The organism is Nocardia coffeae (assembly GCF_019890715.1).
Classification (GTDB): Bacteria; Actinomycetota; Actinomycetes; order Mycobacteriales; family Mycobacteriaceae; genus Nocardia; species Nocardia jiangxiensis.
In genome coordinates this window covers 42973-60702 of sequence record NZ_JAINZY010000005.1, presented here as the reverse complement: position 1 = coordinate 60702, position 17730 = coordinate 42973, and the positions used below count along the sequence as shown (strand labels likewise).

The window sequence follows — 17730 nt, the reverse complement described above, 5'->3', positions numbered from 1 at the left end:
ACCGATTTTCCGGCCGATCCGGATTGGAAAACGGACGGGTTTCGGACGCCGGATGGCAATGGCGAGTCCGCCCATCTATTGTTGATCACGGTGCGGTGTCGACGGGCAAACGTTCTGATTCCGGTCTCGCGAGAGTTCGGTAGTCTGTTCGCCCACGGTTAACCAAACTGCAATCCGGCTACCACACCATTGTCTGGAAGAACTTGGGATGCCCACGCCTGGGCAGGCTGAAACTGGAGCGGTATGCGGTTGAAACGGGTTGCTGCGGCTGCGGCCGCGGTTGCGTTGTCGGGATTGTCGGGTGTGATCTTCGGAAGTGGTTCCGCGACAGCGGCTCCCACCTGCCCGAACCTATACGTCGTGGCCATTCCCGGTACCTGGGAGACCGGTCCGGACAAGGCCGAGCACATGCACGGTCCTGGCATGCTCGCGGGTGTCACCAGCAATATGCCCAGCGGCACGCGGGTCGACTACGTCAGCTACGCGGCCACCGCCTTCCCGTGGGAGGGCGACGTCTACGGCAAATCGAAGGCCCAGGCGTCCAACAACGCTCGCGGCATGATCAAGGCCATGGCGGCGCGATGCGCGGCGACCAAGATCGCGATCATCGGCTACAGCCAGGGCGCGGACGCGGCCGGTGACGTGGCTGCCGAGATCGGCACCGGCATCGGCGTGGTGCCGCCGAGCCGCATCTCCGGCGTCGGCCTGATCTCCGACCCGCGTCGTTCGCCCACCGACGTCCAGGTCGGCCCGCATGCCGGCGGCGCCGGTGCGAGCGGTCCGCGCCCGGGTGGTTTCGGCTTCGTCAGCGACCGGGTGCGCACCATCTGCGATCCGCAGGATCTGTACTGCTCCACCAAGTCCGACGACTTCGTCACTCGTTTCGCGGGCTTCCTGGCGGAGACCTCGGATCCGAATCCGGCGAGCATGTGGCGCTACCAGCTCGAGGCCGGATCCATCGTGGGCGACCTGATGTCCAGCGGCGGTATCGGCACGCTGGGGACCCAGCTGAGCGAGGGCGCGAACAAGAAGCGCGTCCAGCAGCTGGAGAAGTTCTACGGGTCCGGTGCGCACACCTCCTACGGCAGCTACCACGTCGGCAACGGGCAGACCGCGGTCACCTGGATGCACGGCTGGCTCTCCGGAATGGCCTAGCGGCGCAGCATATTCGACCGATCGGCGAGGGCCGCTCCCCGCAGCGGAAGCGGCCCTCGCCGTGTCCGGGGTCGATCAGCCCGCGGAACCGGTCTGCGGCAGGAACTGCTGCGGACCCTGCGGGAACTGGGGGAACTGCGGTCCCTGCGGACCGGGGCCGTCGTGGCGGTGGTCGCCGCCACCCGGGCCGCCGCGGTGGTCCCCGCCCGGTCCACCCGGGTGCTGCCAGTCGATGGCGGTCGCGTTCGGGGTGGCGGCGAATGCGGGGACGGCCACGGCCGCCACGGGAACCACGGCCAAGGCGCCGGCGATGGCCACGCGGCTCACGATACGGCGGGTGCGGGTTGTCTTCACGGGACTGCCTTTCGATAGATCTCCGGCCACCTGCTCGGTGGCTGTGGACTCCATCGAAACGTCCGTCACTGGGTCCGCATTAAGTCTCAGCTGGCAATTGGCTGGGATCGCGGTCGAATACCGATCGTGCACGATGATCGGGCGGCTCGAATTGTGCCATGTCCCACATGAAGTCGCATCCGCACGAGGCGTCCGGAGCAACGACGAGAGCCACCCCCGTACGGGAGTGGCCCTCGTTCACCCGGTGGCCGTGTCGTCGGCGGTCACCGAAGTATCAGCCGGCGGAACCGGTGGGCGGCGCCCACGGACCGTGGTTCCAGCCGTGGTTCCAGCCCGGGAAGCCCGGCAGCCCGTGATCCCAGTCGTGGTGATCCCACCCGTGGTTCCAGTCCGGACCGGGAATGCCCGGGAATCCGGGACCGTTGTGGTGGTCCCAGTCGTCGTGGTGCCGATCGACCTGGGTGGCCGAAGGGGCGGTGGTGTCGGCCAGGGCCGGACCGGCCACTGCGGCGAGCGGAACTGCGGCCAGGGCGCCTGCGACGGCGACGCGGGCCACCAGTCGCCGGGAACGTGTCGACTTCCTCATGGAGAGCAACGAACTGCCTTTCTCTGTAGAACATGACCGCACAGCACGGCGGTTCACGGTGTCCCATCGAACGATCGATCGCTAAGAGGACCGTCCGATAAACCTCACAGTTCGCTGTGAATTTCACACCGACTGTTCGAACGCGATATTACGGGGGTTATCCACAGAACCACACATTCGCGGCAGTGCTGGCGCATTTGCGACGATTGGTGCGCGCGTACAGAATTCGTGTGATCGAACTCCGTCGGGAGTGCCGCGGGCGTATGTCGGCGAGTGATGGTGACCCGCAGGCGGATTCGCACTTGTTCGGATGCTGCACTACGCTCGGCCGTCGAGCTGTCCACCGTTAGGGGGATTTCCGGTCCATGACCGATTCCGTGCCCGAATCCACGTCACCGTCCGCGTCGCAATGGGTTGTCCAATCCGTGCCGCCCGAGTGGCAACCACCACAGGGTTTGATCGCCGCGGCGGCGGCCAATGCCGGTGGCTCGGTGATCGATATCGATCCGGCCTGGGTGGACGATCCGGACGGATACGTGCCGCCCGGTGCGGTGCGCGGACTGTTCCCGGTGGACGAGCAGGGACAGCTGATCCGAGAATATCGCCGCAATACCGCACACACGCCGCCGCGGGACGACTTCCGCAATCTGTACGTGGACAACGAGGTTCCACTGATGGTGCTCGGCGACGATCCGGAGGGCACCGTCCGCGCCTATCTGATGAACACGGTGACCTCGCAGGTCGAGGGCACCGAGGTGGAATGGATCTGGGTCGCGGACACACCGGGGCATCAGGTCGCCGGGAAACCGATCGAGAACGATCAGGTCGCCGTCACCCGGGTCGCGCTGGGCATACCGTTCGCCATGTCGGTGCGGCCGCCCGAACGCGACCGTGAGGTGCTCGCGGGGATGTTCACCATCATCTGGGCAGGACTGGACGAACCCGAGCGTCGGGTGCGGCTGTGGCTGGATCTGGGGGAGTCGCTGGAATGGGCGGTGGAACAATTCCCCACCCGCATGCACGAGGTGTAGCAGGCGAATTCAGCGGCCGGGCAGATTCCGGGGCAGCAGATCCCAGACGTGACCATTCTCGTTGATCGTGGCCACCGTGCGATTCCCGGTGCGTGAGTAGAGAATTCGAGTGATCGAACAATAGTCGATCGGAAAGGTCAGCGGGCGTTCCAGACCCAGGATCCGCTGCACCAGCACATTGACCACCCCGCCGTGCGCGAAGGCCACCACGGTATCGGAATGGTCGGCCGCCGCGACGATCTCCTCGATCGCCCCGGAAACCCGCGCGAAGAATGCGTCACCGTCGATCTGCTCGGGCAGATGTCCCGCCTTGATCCGGCGATACACCGCCGCGAATTCCGCCTGCGCGGAATCGGATCCCTCCGCGGCCTTGCGGGCGTCCTCGATCGGCACGTAGACCGGCAGCTCCCGGTCGTATTCGGCGAGCCCGTCGAAAACGTCCACCGGCAGGCCGAATTTCGCGGCACTGGGCCCGGCGGTCGCGAAGGCCCGGCGTTGCGGACTCGACACGATGCGGGCGATGCGATGACCGCCCCCCTCGAGCCGGGCCAGCGCGCCGGGGACGCGCGCGGCCTGTTCGAGGCCGATCTCGGTCAGATCCGGATCGGCCGGACCGTCGGCGGTGATCAGACGCTCGGGTTGGGCATGACGTACCAGTACCAGCTGCACGTCATTACTGTGCCGTATGGGTGCGCACCGCCGTCATCCCGGCATGCCCGGACGATGCGCAACCCCTCAGGTACGTGGTTTGACCAGCGGGAACGGCAACGTCTCGCGGATACTGCGGCCGGTGATCAACATGACCACCCGGTCCACGCCGACGCCAAGACCACCGGTCGGGGGCATGGCGTGTTCGAGGGCCTGCAGGAAATCCTCGTCCAGTTCCATCGCCTCCGGATCACCGCCGGCGGCCAGCAGGGACTGTTCGGTGAGCCGCTCGCGCTGTTCGATCGGATTGGTCAGCTCGCTGTACGCGGTGCCCAGCTCGACGCCCCAGGCCACCAGATCCCAGCGTTCGGCCACGCCCGCGATGCTGCGATGGGCGCGGGTCAGCGGGGAGACCGAGGTGGGGAAGTCGATGTAGAAGGTCGGCTCCTCGGTGCGGTCCTCGACCAGGTGCTCGTACATCTCCAGCACGATCTGGCCCTCGTCCCAGCCACACTGGTACGGCACCTCGGCCCGGTCGCACAGCGCACGCAGCCGCTCGATATCGGTCTCGGCGGAGATCGTCTCGCCCAGGGCCTGCGAGATCGCGTCGTGCACGGTCTTGACCGGCCAGTCTCCGGAGATGTCGACCTCGGCCACCGAACCGTCCGGCTGCGGGCGCATGGCGACCATCTTCCCGTTCGCGGCGACGGCGGCGTCCTGGATGAGCTGGCGGCAGGCGTGCATCATCCGCATGTAATCGCTGTGCGCCTCATAGGCTTCCAGAATCGTGAACTCCGGATTGTGGCTGTAGTCCACGCCCTCGTTGCGGAACACCCGACCCAGTTCGAACACCTTCTCCATGCCGCCCACGCACAGCCGCTTCAGGTACAGCTCGGGTGCGATGCGCAGATACAGGTCCAGGTCGTAGGCGTTGATGTGGGTCTGGAACGGGGTGGCGTTCGCGCCGCCGTGCACCTGTTGCAGCACCGGGGTCTCCACCTCGAGGAATCCCCAGCCGTTGAGCGTGTCCCGCAGCGAGCGGACCACAGCGCTGCGCTTGGCCAGGATCTCGCGGGTGTCGACGTTGATCGCCATGTCGACGTAGCGCTGCCGCACCCGGGCTTCGGGATCGGACAGACCGCGCCACTTGTCCGGCAGCGGGTGCAGGCATTTGCCGATCATCCGCCAGTCCTGCGCCAGCAGCGACAACTCGCCGCGACGGCTGGCGCCGATCTGTCCGCTGACCTCGATCAGATCGCCCAGATCGAAGAATTCGTCGAATTCGTGCGCCCGGTCCGAGCCGACTCGTCCGCGGTCGATGACCAGCTGGATATCGCCGGACCAGTCCCGCAGCACCGCGAAGATCACCCCGCCGTAATCGCGGATCCGCAGCAGTCGTCCGCACACGCGCACGGTCGTGCCCTTCGGGCAGCGGCGCGCGTCCAGGACCGAATGGGTGGGCGGATAGGCGACCGGATAGGAGTCGATCCCGGCGGCTTCGAGCCGGGAGACCTTGTCCATTCGCACCCGGACCTGCTCCGGGCGACGCGGACCGCGCTGCTCGAGTTCCTCCGCGGGCAACTCCGGCGGGCTGCCGTCCGCGTGCAGTCCGGTCATGGTCGACGGGACGGCCGAGCGAATTCCGGTGTGCAGCATGGGGTCCGGTTGTGTGCCGAAGCGCGGCAGAAAACCCTCGGCCAGGGCGCTGGCCACGGCCACCCGGACCAGTTGGCGACGTTCCTCGAACAGCGAGAACCGCGGCACCCACTGCGGCTGATACTTCACATTGGACCGGTACAGCGCCTCGAGCTGCCACCAGCGCGAGAAGAACATCAGCACGCCGCGCCACAGCCGCAGCACCGGACCCGCGCCGATCCGCCCGCCCTCCTCGAAGACCGCGCGGAACACCGCGAAGTTCAGCGAGACCCGGGTGATGCCGTACTGCTCCGAACTCAGCGCGAGCTGGGAGATCATCAGCTCCATGACGCCGTTGGGGCCCTTGGGGTCTCGCCGCATCAACTCCAGCGAGACGCCGGTGCGGCCCCACGGGACCAGCGAGAGCATGCCCAGGACGCGTTCGTCGGATTCGGACTCGCCGGCGGCGGAACTGCTGGAAGAGACGGCCTCGACCAGCAGGCAGTCGCCGTCCAGCGGATCGCCCAGCCGGCCCAGCGCCATGGAGAATCCGCGTTCGGTCTCGGTGTCGCGCCAGGCGTCGGCGTTGGCGATGACCCGGGTGAACTCCTCGGGGGTGAGTTCGTTGTGCCGCCGGATGCGTACGGTGATGCCCTGTTTGCGCAGGCGGTTCGCGGCCTGACGCACCTGTTTCATCTCCGGGCCCGCCAGGGAGAACGTGCGGGTCTCCAGAATCGCCTCGTCACCCAGGCGCAGCGCCGACAGCCCGGCTCGGCGATACGCGGTCGCGCCCAACTCGCTCGCGCCCATCACCGCCGGCGCCCAGCCGTACTGATCGGCCAGGCGCAACCACGCGTCGATGGCCTGCGGCCAGGCCTCCTTCGGACCGATCGGATCACCCGAGGCCAGGCAGACGCCCAGTTCCACGCGATAGGTGACCGCGGCCTTGCCGCTGGGCGCGAAGACGACGGCCTTGTCGCGCCGGGTGGCGAAGTACCCCAGCGAATCCTCGACGTCCGAACGTTCGAGCAGCCCGCGCAACGCCGATTCGTCCAGCCCGGTCAGCGCATTGGAGGCCCGCTGCGAGCTGAACAGCACCATCGCCGCCGCCATCACCGCGAGGAAACCGAAGAAGCCCAGCAGCAGATCCACGAAATGTCTGGGGTGGCCGTCGAAACTGTCGGTGCTGACCAGGATCGCCGCGGTCACCTTGGACACCGCCCAGGCCGGACGTTCCACACCGCGCGGCAACGTCCCGGGCAGCAGCTCCACCAGTCCCCAGCCGAGCAGGAAGCCGGTGGTCAGCCCGCCCGCCAGGACAGCGAGCGCCTTCCACACCGCCGCACGGCGGACCTGGGTGTAGAACTCGGGCCAGGCCGCGATCAGCAGACCGATCACCACGACGTGGACGATCAACGCGATCAGCGAACTGATATTGCGTTCGTCACCGAATTCGACGGCGTTGGCGGCCGCGAACGAGGCCATGTACGCCACCAGCAGCCACCACGCGATGCGTTTTCGGCTGGCCGTCGCACCCGCGAGCAGGCCGACGATCAACGCCCACACCAGCGAGGTCTCCGGGGCGTCGAAGTAGTAGTCGTCGATGTAGTGCCGCGGCACCTGCGTGATGAACCGCAGACCGGGCGAGATGCTCCACAGCGCGCACAGCACCGCGAAGGTGCCCAGGACGAGTCCCGCCAGATGCGGAACCTCGCTGAGTCGTCCGTGTGCGCGGTGCGGAACCTCCGGCGAGCGCGGGGGGCGCTCGCCGTTGTGCGGTCGGTCGGTCTTGGAGCGCCGGCGCTCGGAAGGCGCTACGCCGGATTTCGATGTCACCGAACCAGTGTGAATGTTGACCTCGCTCGAATGCGGAACGTCGGCGTGCATGTTCGCGCCACGCGCGGGCGCGTCGAGGTCGCCGCGGGGGGTGGATGCGCCGCCGCGGGCGCGAAAGGTGAAGATGTTACCCATGTCGGATCCAGTCGATGTGCCGATCGATGACGAGGTCATTCGACTCGGGCAATTCTTGAAGCTGGCCAACCTGATCGACAGCGGCTCGGAGGCCAAGACCGTGATCGCCGCCGGTCTGGTGCGCGTGAACGACGAGGTCGAACTGCGGCGTGGCCGTCAGCTGCAGGCCGGTGACGTGGTCACCATCGCCGGACACCGGGCCCGGGTCAGCAACGGGGCTTGACGCCGCGGCGCGGGCTCATTCGGCGCGGACGACGATTCCGTCGTGATCGCTGTACAGCATCTCGCCCGGGACGAAGGTGACGCCGCCGAATTCGACGGACACGTCACGTTCGCCGGAACCGGTCTGGGTGCTCTTGCGCGGGTTGGTGCCCAGAGCTTTCAGGCCGATGTCCAGGGTGCGCAGGATCGCCGAATCGCGGACCGCGCCGTTGACCACGACACCGGACCAGCCGTTGCTCACGCCGCGTCCGGCGATGATGTCCCCGACCAGTGCGGTGTGCACGCTCGCACCGCCGTCGACGACCAGCACCCGGCCCTCGCCCGGCTCGCCCAGGGTCTGTTTGACCAGGAGGTTGTCCTGGAAACAGCGGATCGTGACGATGCGGCCCGCGAATACCTCGCGCCCGCCGAACTGCGTGAATTGGGTGTCACAACTACGAATCTCGGGACCGATCTCATCGGCGAGGTCTGCGGTGGCGACGGTGTTGGCTGATTCGGTCACGGCTGCAAGCTTGCCATGGTGCCCGTCAGCATTCCCTGAGACCTTTCTGCGAGCTTCGTTCGGAGAACGGGAACACTGCCGGACCGAGGCGCTCAGGCCGTGACGGACAGGGTGGCGGCCAGGCCGAACACCACCGCGATCACGACGACTTCGGCGATCGCGCGACGCAGCGAGCTGTCCGCGGACAGGCGATGGTCCGCGGCCGCGGGCACCCAGCTGCGCCGCCACCACCAGCCCAGGACCAGCAGTCCGATCAGCAGGACCGCCTTGGCCAGCAGTATCCGGCCGTAGCCGGTGTCCACCAGGGGTGTCAGTCCGCCGAGTTTGACCAGTCCGTCGATGATGCCGCTGACCGTGACCGCGGCCACCGCGGGCAGCGCCCAGGCCGAATAGCGCGGCAGCACCCGGGCCCATTCGCCACGCGAACGCAGCACCAGGGTCAGGGCCAGCAGCAGTCCGAACCAGGCCGCCGCGGCCAGCACGTGCACCGCCGCGAAGACCGCCCCGAGGGGCTGCTGGGACATGTGTCCGGTGATCGGCCGCAGTTCCAGGGCCACGGCCGCGAACATCAGCACCAGATCGATCGCGGCCCGGTCCGGCTGCCGATGGGCCAGCGCGCAGTATCCGGTCACCACGGCGGTCCCGACCAGGATCGCGATGCCGACCTGTCCGCTGCTGACATGGGCCAGATACGTGCCGAACGCGTTCATCCCCAACCGGCTCACCGGCACCCCGACGACCTGGGCCGCGGCGCAGGCCAGCACCGCGAACTCCAGAACCGTCCAGATCCCGCCGACCACGGCCAGCTGCCGCCACGGCGGATCGATCCGGCGATGCAGCCGGGGCAGCGCGGCCAGGCCGACCACGGTGGCCCCGGCGCAGTCCGCGAGGGCGCGGACCGGCGCCTCGGACTGCAGCGGGTCCGTCGCGGCCAGCGCCCAGGCCAGGACCGTGCCCAGGACAGCGGCCGGGACGACCAGCAACAACGCCGACCGCAGGGCGGGGGAACCGCCGCCGGTCGTCTTCGAACTCACCGCTTACTCGTCTTCTTCCCGCCGAGCAGTGCGAAGGCCAGTCCGCCACCGAACAGCACGACGGCCCCGACGATGAACACCCAGACCGGAACCCCGCCGGACCCGCCACCGCCGCCGGAACTGCTCCCGGCGTCGGCCTTCGGCCCGGGTGTCCCGTGACCGGCCGTGGTGAGGGTGAAGCTGCGGGTTCCGCTGACCGGATGGCCGTCCGCGGAGGTCACCCGGTAGGCCATCGTGTACTTGCCCGCCGGACCGAGTTCGCGGACCGCGATGCTGACGCGCGGACCGTCCACGACGGGCTGTCCCTCGGACCACAGATTGCCGTCCGGACCGACCACGGTCACCGACGGGAAACTGGGCTGCAGATTCTCGTTGAACGTGAACGTCACCCGGGCCGGACCGGTGGACAGCTGCGCGCCGTCCGCCGGATCGACCGAGACGAGGATCGAATGTGCCGCGGCCGGACCGGCCCCCAGGACGGCCAGTCCGGCGGTCAGCAGCGCGATCGCGACCGCGCCGAGCGTCCGGCGAATCATGCGCGCCGACCCCGGATCAGCGCGCCCAGACCCAGGGCCGCACCGAGTGCGCCCAGGACCAGTCCGACACCGCCGAGCCAGCGGGCGGTGGAGTCGGATTCGGTCGGGGTCGCCGAGTCGGTCCCGGAGCTCATGGGGTGCTCGTGGTCGGATCCGGCCGCGGCCAGGGTCAGCGTCGGGACCGGGTTGTCCGGTTCCTTGCCGTCCGGGCCGGTCGGCTGATTCCAGCTGACGACCTTGCCGTCGCTGTAGGTCTGCACGGCCGGGAATTCGGCGTGGTCCTGCTTGGGCAGCGGGGCGACCAGCACCGTGAACTGCTGGAACTGATCGGGTGCGATACCCGGGGTGCCGGGATCGGCGGTCCAGGTGACGGTCGTGTACTGATTCTTGTCGTTCTTGTCCAGTTTCGCGGTCCAGCCCGGCAGCGGCTGGATGCGGGCCTCGTCCACCGCGGGCAGGGTGACCGCGAGGCTGGTCGTGGACGCGGTGTCCGATTCGTCGGGGACGCGGAAGGTCAGGACGGCGTCGCCGCCCTGGGTCGCGCCCGGTGAGGTGACGTGGACGTGGGCGGCGGCGGTGCCGGTGGCCAGCAGGGCCAGTGCGGCCGCGGCGCCCGTCGTGAGGAGGGCGCGCGAAATTCCGATGGGCATGAGTGTGCTTTCTGCGTGCAGCGATGAAGGTGCTGATCAGGGGAATGGGAGGTGATCAGACCGGCATCGGCGGCGCGCGCGATCCGAGGGATCCGGCGTGCGGCAAGCGGTGGATGTGCGCGGGCGCATCGAGCCAGCGGGTCGCGCGAGGCGCGGGCGGCAATGGCCGGGTCGGTCCGATGATGGTCCGGATCGCCCGGGAGACAACCGTGTACAGCCGTTCGGCGGCGATGATGAGTATCGCGCAGACCAGCGTCGCGAGCGCGTGCGCCGCGGCCATCGGACCGTTGTGCAGGCCGACGGCGGCCAGGAATGTGCCTGCCGCACCGCAGGATTCGCGGCCCGCGGCCATCGAGTCCGGTCCGGGGAGGGACAGCGCAAGATGCGCGGCCGACTGTCCGGCGGCCAGGGCGGCCAGAAGCGCTGTGCGGGAGGGGGTTCCGGCCGGGACCGGGAGCAGGGTCGCGATCGCGCCGATTCCGGCGGCGGTGCACAGCAGCAGGGTCAGCGACGCGGACCCCGGCCAGCCGCCGCCGGCCAGTCCGTGCGCGGCCACCGCGAGGGTGGCGACCGTCGCGCCGACCAGCACGCCCCGGAAGGGCCCGGCGGCCGTTCGGCCTCCGGACCCCGGTGCTGGCGTGCGGTACATCGCCGGTCGGAAAGGATCGGTGTGCGGGTCAGCGCACGCCCAGGCGTGCCAGGACGTCGGATTCGACGCCGGACAGCTCGTTGGAGATGGAGGTGTGCACCGCGCGACGACGCGGCGCGGGCATCTGCTCGGCGGTGCGGACCGCGGCGGTCAGGCTGTTCAGCCGGTCCCGCGAGGCGGTGATGAACTGCTGGGTCTCGGCGTCCTTGGCGGCGGCGTCGGCGATCTCGGACAGCGCCGATTCCGCGCCGCTGATCCGCGCCTGCAGCCGTGCGCCGTGTCCGGAGTAGTCGCCGAGCTGGTCCAGCCCGATGCCCAGCCGGTGTGCGCGGCGGGTGTCGATCTGCGCGCGAAGGAAGGTCGCGGCGCGGTAGGCCAGCGGTGCGAGCACCGGGATCAGGACCCGGGCCACGCCCAGATACTTTTTGATCTGCCCGGCGCTGAACAACTCTCGCTCGGCCTTCTCGGCCGACTTGACCGCGGCCTTCTCCTCGGCCTTGAGTGTCGTGATCTGCTGTTTGGCCACCGCGCGCTGGGTGCGCGCCTCGACCCGATTGCGTCTGCGCTCGTTGCGCGCGCCGAGCTTGGCCTCCAGCCCAGCCTTGTGCTTGAGGGCCTTCGCCTCGGCTTTGCGGTCGGCGCGCCGCTTGCGCTTGGTGAACAACCCCATTGCAGCCTCCGTATCTTTGGCCTTCGCTTCGCTCCGGCGGGGTTTGCGGCCCCTGAGGCTCGCCGTTCCGGGGCCGCCGCTTGCTCCTTCGTCGCGTGCGCGGCGACCCCGAAACGGCGAGCCGGCCGCAAACCCGTTGTGGTTGCGCTGTGCCCTGTCGCCGTTGGTTCGCGGTGGCCTACCGGCCAGTTTTGCGTGGTACGTACTCGGTGAAATGTATACCCGACTCGGGTTCTCCTAGCACCACAGCATGTGAGTTCGCGGGCACACCGCTGTGAGTTCGGGGCGGTCGGCTCCGGCGTGACTCCGAAGTGAGGAGTCCAAGATCAACCTGGGGCTCGTCAACCCCCGATAACGCAGGCTCCAAGCCTGCGGCCCGGGGCGATTCCGTGTGACGAAGCGGCGGAGCGCAGCGACCCAGCCAGAGAACGCAGGAGCCCAGGGACAACCCAGGCCCGTCCACTTCGGGTAACGCCAGCTCTCGAGGCCGCGTCCTGGGCCGATGTCAACCTGACGGAGCTGGGAGCGCAGCCGCCGTGCCGAAGAAGACGGAGTGCTGGGACAACCCAGGCCCGTCCACCCGAGGTAACGCCGGCTCCGAAGGTCGCGGCCCGGGGCGATTCCGGCCTGACCGAGCCGGGAGCGCAGCCACTGAACCAAGAAGGCAGGACCCAGAGACAACCCAGGCCCGTCCACCCCACGTAACGCCAACACCAAAGGCCGCGGCCCGGGTCGATTCTGGACTGAGTGGAGCGCCAGGAGCGAAGCGGGGGAGCGGAGGGAGGGAAGAATCGGCCCTCAGGGGGCCGCGGCCCGCCGGAGCGAAGCGGAGGCAGAAAATCCAGTGTCGGTGGTGGGGACCATACTGCTAGGTGTGGAATCGGGCAGTGGTGACCGAGAAGGTCTCGAGGACAACGGCAATCCGGCGCGCGGGCAGGGGGCTTCGGTGCGGGGTGGCGGGTCCGATTCCGGTGTGTCCGAACGGGAGCGGAGCGGGCGGGGGGCGTTTCTGGATGCGCGGTCGTTGATCGGTTGCCGGCATCGGTTGCATCTGACTGCCACGTATCCGCGGGTGCTGTCTGGAGTTGCCGAGGATGCGGGGGTGCAGCAGCGGCGGGATGCGGCCGTCGCGCACCGGGAGCATGTGCGCGACACGCTGGTCGCGGCTCAGCCCGAGCAGTGGGTGGTGATCGATCCGGCGCAGCCCGCCGCGGTGCGCGCGGAGGCGACCATGCGGGCGTGTTCGGAAGGGGCGCTGCATATCTGGGGTGCGGTGCTGCCGCAGGAGCCCGATACCGGGCGGCGCGGGGGTTCGGAGATCCTGCTGCGGGATCGGATGCGCGGCGGTTATATCCCGGTGATCGTGGTCAATCACAAGGTGACCGATGCCCGCCAGCCCGATCCGGCCGACCATCACCCGCTGACTTCCGATCTGTACCAATGGAATCCGCAGCCGGACCGGCATGTGCGCACTCGCACGCAGCCGCGCGACCAGCAGCGCCTGGCGCATCTGTATCGCATGTTGCAGCGGCACGGTCTGGCCAGTCCGGCCCTGGTCGGCGGCGCGATCGGCTTGGCGTTCGATCGCATTCTGATCCACGATCTGACCGGCCTGCTGGACGATTACGACCGCCGTTACGCCGATCGGATCGCGGTGATCCGCGGCGAGCTGCCGACGGTGCCGTCCAAGGTGCCCGAATGCCGGCAGTGCCCGTGGTGGTCCCGGTCGGGCACGACCGACGAGCCCAGCTGTGAGCGCTGGCTGACCGAACATCACGATGTCAGCCTGGTCGCGCCCGGCTCCCGCGCGGAGCTGCTGCGTCGTCACGACGTGGAGACGGTCGAGGATCTGGCCGGGTGGTCGGGGGAGGAGCCGGACGACTGGCAGTACGAGCCGTTCGCCGAGGCGGTGGTCACCGCCCGCGCCTGGATCTCCGGCGCGCCGCTGGTCCGGCGGGTCGAGCGGTTGCAGGTGCGCCGTGCGGACGTCGAGGTGGACGTGGACCTGGAGAGCTATCAGGAATATGGCGCATACCTGTGGGGCACGCTGCTGGACGGGGTGTACCGGCCGTTCGTGACCTGGGATCCGGTGCCCACACAGGACGAGGGGCGTTCGTTCGCCGAATTCTGGACCTGGCTGATGGCCCGGCGCACCGAGGCCGCCGCGACCGGGAAAACCTTTGCCGCCTACTGCTATTCGCGTAACGCCGAGGACAAGTGGATGTACGAGTCGGCGCGCCGGTTCGCGGGTATGCCGGGCGTGCCCACCGAACAGCAGGTGCGCGAATTCGTGGACGGCCCGGAATGGGTGGACATGTTCCAGGTGGTCTCCGAACAGTTCATCTGCCCGAACGGCAAGGGTCTGAAGAAGGTCGCGCCGGTCGCCGGTTTCGCTTGGCGCGATGCCGAGGCCGGCGGTGAGGCGTCGATGAGCTGGTATCGCCTGGCGGTCGGTTACGACGACGGCGAGATCGATCTCACCCAGCGCACCAGACTGCTGGAGTACAACGAGGACGACGTGCGCGCGACGCAAGCGTTGCGCGAATGGATGGTTCCTTCGGCGCCCGGCGGCCGCAGCGCCGAGGCCGAGGTGCCCAGCATGGCGGACTTTCGCGAGCCCGATCACCCCCGACGTACTATCGGCACGTGACTGAGCACGTCGAGAAACTCGAGTTTCAGGCCGAGACCCATCAGCTTCTGGAATTGATGATCCACTCGGTCTACTCGAACAAGGACACATTCCTGCGGGAACTGATCTCCAACGCCTCCGATGCCCTGGACAAGCTGCGTCTGCTGTCCTATCAGGACAAGGATCTCGAGGTCGACACCGCCGATCTGCACATCGAGCTGGAAGTCGACAAGGACAACCGGATCCTGACCGTCCGCGACAACGGTGTGGGCATGTCGCGCGCCGAGGTGGTGGATCTGATCGGCACGCTGGCCAAATCCGGCACCGCCCAGCTGCGCAAGCAGCTGCTCGAGGCGAAACCCGATCAGGCGGCCGAGGAGTTGATCGGCCAGTTCGGCATCGGTTTCTATTCGACGTTCATGGTGGCCGACAAGGTCACTCTGACCACCCGCAAGGCCGGTGAGTCGGAGGCGACCCGCTGGGAGTCGGCGGCCGGTTCGTCGAGCTACACCATCGAGACCCTGGATTCCGCGCCGCAGGGCACCGCGGTGTCGCTGCATCTGATGCCTGCCGACGAGGACGATCACCTCTTCGACTACACGCAGGAGTGGAAGCTCCGCGAGATCGTCAAGAAGTACTCCGATTTCATCGCCTGGCCGATCCGCATGCAGGTGGAGCGGACCGTCACTGTCGAGGACGAGGCGCCTGGAGCGGAGCCTGCGGAGCGACCGGAGGGTGCTGCGAAGGAAGAGAGGACGATCCTCGAGGATCAGACGCTCAATTCGCAGAAGGCCCTGTGGACGCGCCCGCGCAGCGAGGTCTCCGACGAGGAGTACAAGGAGTTCTACAAGCACGTCTCGCACGCCTGGGACGATCCGCTGGAGATCATCCCGTTCAAGGCCGAGGGCACGTTCGAATATCAAGCGCTGCTGTTCATTCCGTCGCAGGCGCCGTTCGATCTGTTCATGCGTGAGCATCAGCGCGGCGTGCAGCTGTACGTGCGCCGGGTGTTCATCATGGACAACTGCGAAGAGTTGATGCCGGAGTATCTGCGCTTCGTCAAGGGCGTGGTCGACGCACAGGACCTCTCGCTCAACGTCTCTCGCGAGATCCTGCAGCAGGACCGGCAGATCCAGGCGATCCGCAAACGTCTTGTGCGCAAGGTGCTCTCGACGATCAAGGACCTGCAGCAGGCCTCGGGGGAGGACACAGCCAAGGGTTCCGCTTATGACACGTTCTGGCGAGAGTTCGGGCGAGTTCTCAAGGAGGGCTTGCTGTCCGACTTTGACAACCGCGAAACCCTGTTGCAGGTTTCGTCTTTCGCGTCCACGCATTCGGACGAGAAGCCCACCTCGCTCGCGGACTATGTGGCGCGCATGGCCGAGGGGCAGGACAAGATCTTCTACATGACCGGCGAATCCCGTCGGCAGATCGAGGCATCCCCGCATATGGAGGCGTTCGAGGCCAAGGGCCTCGAGGTGCTGGTGCTCACCGATCCGGTCGACGAGATGTGGGTCGGTCAGGTCACCGAATTCGACGGCAAGGCGTTCCAGTCCATCGCCAAGGGTGAGGTGGATCTGGAGTCCGAGGAGGAGAAGAAGGCCTCCGAGCAGCTGCGTGAGCAGCAGGACAAGGATTTCGGCGAGGTGTGCACCTGGCTGCAGAAGGCCCTGGACGACAGCATCAAGCAGGTCCGGCTCAGCTCGCGTCTGACCACTTCGCCCGCCTGCCTGGTCGGGGACGTCTTCGACTTCACGCCGCAGCTGGAGCGGATGTACCGCGCGTCGGGGCAGGCGCTTCCGGAATCCAAGCGGATCCTGGAGCTGAACCCGACCCACCCGCTGGTGACGGGTCTGCGCGAGGCTTATCTGAAGGACAAGGAGTCCGCCGATGCCGGTGACTCCGTCGAGCTCGCCGAGACCGCCGAGTTGCTGTACGGCACAGCGGTTCTCGCCGAGGGCGGGGAGTTGAAGGATCCGGCGCACTTCGCCGGGGTGCTCACCGATCGACTGACCCGCACGCTGTAGCCCCACCGTGCGCACGGGCTCGCGCCTCGTCGGCAGGGCCCGTGCACACAAATTGTGATCCAGGTCACTGTATCGGTGATCTCGGAACTCGGTCCGCGATCACAGTGTTAGACATATTGGTCGCAGTTTTTGTGTGCTCGTGTTTCAACATGCTCGCGCGGAACATTGTGCGGGCGTCGCTTCTCCTTGCCGGGCAAGTAGTAGTCGCCGTCTCGATGCGACCACCCGGTCATCGCGGTCCGCGGCGATCGGACAACACCTCGTCAGGAGAAATAATGGTTCAGGGAACCGTGAAGTGGTTCAACGCGGAGAAGGGCTACGGCTTCATCTCCCACGACGGCGGCGCCGATGTGTTCGTGCACTACTCGGAGATCGAGGGTAACGGGTTCAAGGCCCTCGAGGAGGGGCAGAGCGTCACCTTCGAGATCACCCAGGGCAAGAAGGGCCCGCAGGCTTCCGGCGTTCGCGCCCAGTAGTCGTCGATCCCGGACGTCCGGTCCGGGGATCCGACTGCCTCACGCGGTCGAACGACATCAGGCCCGCACCGAGTTTCGGTGCGGGCCTGATCTTTTCGGCAGAATTACCGCGGCGCCATGCGCAGCGCGCCATCCATCCGGAAGGTCTCGCCGTTGAGGTAGTCGTGCTCGGTGATGTACTGCGCCAGCTGCGCGTACTCGTCCGGACGGCCGAGCCGCGAGGGGAACGGCACACCGGCCTCGAGGCCCTTGCGGTACTCCTCGGTGACACCGGCCAGCATCGGGGTGTCGATGATGCCGGGAGCGATGGTGTTCACCCGGATGCCGAACTGTGCCAGGTCACGCGCGGCCGGGACGGTCATTCCGGCGACGCCGCCCTTGGAGGCGGAGTAGGCGATCTGGCCGATCTGACCCTCGAATGCCGCCACCGACGCGGTGTTGATCACCACGCCACGCTGGCCGTACTCGTCGATGGCCTCGGTCTTGGAGATCGCGTCGGCGGCCACGCGCATCACGTTGAACGTGCCCAGCAGGTTGACCGTGATCACCGTGCGGAACAGCTCCAGATCGTGCGGGCCGTTCTTGGACAGGATCCGTCCCGCCCAGCCGACTCCGGCGCAGTTGACCACGATGCGCAGCGGGACGCCGGATTCCACGACCGTCGTGACCGAGGTGGTGACCTCATCGCCGCTGGTCACATCGGTGGGGAGCAGGATGACACCGGCGGGAACGCTATCGCCTGCCCGTTCGATCGACTGCTGCAGATCGAATCCGAATACGGTCGCGCCCTGGTCGGCGAACCGCTTGGCGGTCGCGGCACCCAGGCCGGACGCAGCGCCGGTGATGATTGCGGCAGAGCCCGAAATCTCCACGGTGTTTGGTCCTCTCGTTGGTGACGGCCCTTCGCTGGCCTTCCGTCAACTCCGAACAGTAACCGCCTTACCGATCGGTGGCG

General features: G+C 67.7%; 17 protein-coding genes. 6 read left to right on the top strand and 11 right to left on the bottom strand.

What is annotated here, in order from left to right; translation table 11 throughout:
• Positions 1-243 precede the first annotated feature (243 nt).
• Positions 244-1155, top strand: a complete 912-nt coding sequence (locus K7711_RS19980; RefSeq protein WP_222970967.1) for a cutinase family protein — start codon at positions 244-246, stop codon at positions 1153-1155.
• Between the two features lie 75 nt (positions 1156-1230).
• On the opposite strand, the gene K7711_RS19975 is transcribed toward K7711_RS19980, so the two are convergent.
• Positions 1231-1473: a hypothetical protein gene (locus tag K7711_RS19975; RefSeq protein WP_245567596.1), complete on the bottom strand. Its 243-nt coding sequence runs from the start codon at positions 1471-1473 to the stop codon at positions 1231-1233.
• 310 nt (positions 1474-1783) lie between these two features.
• Entirely contained in the window at positions 1784-2095 is a 312-nt protein-coding gene (locus K7711_RS19970) for a hypothetical protein (RefSeq protein WP_222970966.1), read from the bottom strand.
• Positions 2096-2460: 365 nt separating this feature from the next.
• On the opposite strand from K7711_RS19970, the gene K7711_RS19965 reads away from it, so the two are divergent.
• The gene (locus K7711_RS19965; protein WP_222970965.1) at positions 2461-3126 is read left to right on the top strand and encodes a hypothetical protein; all 666 of its coding nucleotides are present in this window, start codon (positions 2461-2463) and stop codon (positions 3124-3126) included.
• A gap of 9 nt (positions 3127-3135) precedes the next feature.
• Here the strand turns inward: K7711_RS19965 and K7711_RS19960 are convergent, their stop codons facing one another.
• Positions 3136-3795, bottom strand: a complete 660-nt coding sequence (locus tag K7711_RS19960; protein WP_222970964.1) for a histidine phosphatase family protein — start codon at positions 3793-3795, stop codon at positions 3136-3138.
• A gap of 66 nt (positions 3796-3861) precedes the next feature.
• Entirely contained in the window at positions 3862-7380 is a 3519-nt protein-coding gene (gene lysX / locus K7711_RS19955; RefSeq protein ID WP_235747501.1) for a bifunctional lysylphosphatidylglycerol synthetase/lysine--tRNA ligase LysX, read from the bottom strand.
• Between lysX and K7711_RS19950 the strand changes: the two genes are divergently transcribed.
• Positions 7379-7603, top strand: a complete 225-nt coding sequence (locus tag K7711_RS19950; RefSeq protein ID WP_222970963.1) for an RNA-binding S4 domain-containing protein — start codon at positions 7379-7381, stop codon at positions 7601-7603. The genes lysX and K7711_RS19950 overlap by 2 nt on opposite strands.
• A 15-nt stretch (positions 7604-7618) precedes the next feature.
• Here the strand turns inward: K7711_RS19950 and rraA are convergent, their stop codons facing one another.
• The 6 genes from rraA to K7711_RS19920 all read right to left on the bottom strand — a co-directional run bounded on the left by rraA (position 7619) and on the right by K7711_RS19920 (position 11643).
• A complete protein-coding gene (rraA, locus tag K7711_RS19945; protein WP_222970962.1) occupies positions 7619-8104 on the bottom strand; it encodes a ribonuclease E activity regulator RraA in 486 nt (161 codons plus the stop codon).
• A gap of 92 nt (positions 8105-8196) precedes the next feature.
• The gene (locus tag K7711_RS19940; protein ID WP_222970961.1) at positions 8197-9138 is read right to left on the bottom strand and encodes a CopD family protein; all 942 of its coding nucleotides are present in this window, start codon (positions 9136-9138) and stop codon (positions 8197-8199) included.
• The gene (locus tag K7711_RS19935; protein ID WP_222970960.1) at positions 9135-9674 is read right to left on the bottom strand and encodes a copper resistance CopC family protein; all 540 of its coding nucleotides are present in this window, start codon (positions 9672-9674) and stop codon (positions 9135-9137) included. Before K7711_RS19935 ends, K7711_RS19940 begins: the two co-directional genes overlap by 4 nt.
• On the bottom strand, positions 9671-10324 hold the full coding sequence (locus K7711_RS19930) for a YcnI family copper-binding membrane protein (RefSeq protein ID WP_222970959.1): 654 nt from the start codon (positions 10322-10324) through the stop codon (positions 9671-9673). Before K7711_RS19930 ends, K7711_RS19935 begins: the two co-directional genes overlap by 4 nt.
• Before the next feature lie 55 nt (positions 10325-10379).
• On the bottom strand, positions 10380-10973 hold the full coding sequence (locus K7711_RS19925; protein ID WP_222970958.1) for a hypothetical protein: 594 nt from the start codon (positions 10971-10973) through the stop codon (positions 10380-10382).
• A 28-nt stretch (positions 10974-11001) separates the two neighbouring features.
• The gene (locus tag K7711_RS19920; RefSeq protein WP_222970957.1) at positions 11002-11643 is read right to left on the bottom strand and encodes a DUF6474 family protein; all 642 of its coding nucleotides are present in this window, start codon (positions 11641-11643) and stop codon (positions 11002-11004) included.
• A gap of 973 nt (positions 11644-12616) precedes the next feature.
• Between K7711_RS19920 and K7711_RS19915 the strand changes: the two genes are divergently transcribed.
• From K7711_RS19915 to K7711_RS19905, 3 genes are all read left to right on the top strand, one after another.
• Positions 12617-14293, top strand: coding sequence for a TM0106 family RecB-like putative nuclease (locus K7711_RS19915; RefSeq protein ID WP_308014871.1), 1677 nt, complete (start codon positions 12617-12619; stop codon positions 14291-14293).
• Positions 14290-16299, top strand: a complete 2010-nt coding sequence (htpG, locus tag K7711_RS19910; RefSeq protein ID WP_222970955.1) for a molecular chaperone HtpG — start codon at positions 14290-14292, stop codon at positions 16297-16299. Before K7711_RS19915 ends, htpG begins: the two co-directional genes overlap by 4 nt.
• Before the next feature lie 275 nt (positions 16300-16574).
• Positions 16575-16775, top strand: coding sequence for a cold-shock protein (locus K7711_RS19905; protein ID WP_222970954.1), 201 nt, complete (start codon positions 16575-16577; stop codon positions 16773-16775).
• A gap of 104 nt (positions 16776-16879) precedes the next feature.
• Here the strand turns inward: K7711_RS19905 and K7711_RS19900 are convergent, their stop codons facing one another.
• Positions 16880-17647 carry an SDR family NAD(P)-dependent oxidoreductase gene (locus tag K7711_RS19900; protein WP_040817069.1) on the bottom strand — a complete coding sequence of 256 codons (768 nt, stop codon included), beginning with the start codon at positions 17645-17647 and terminating at the stop codon, positions 16880-16882.
• Positions 17648-17730 lie beyond the last annotated feature (83 nt).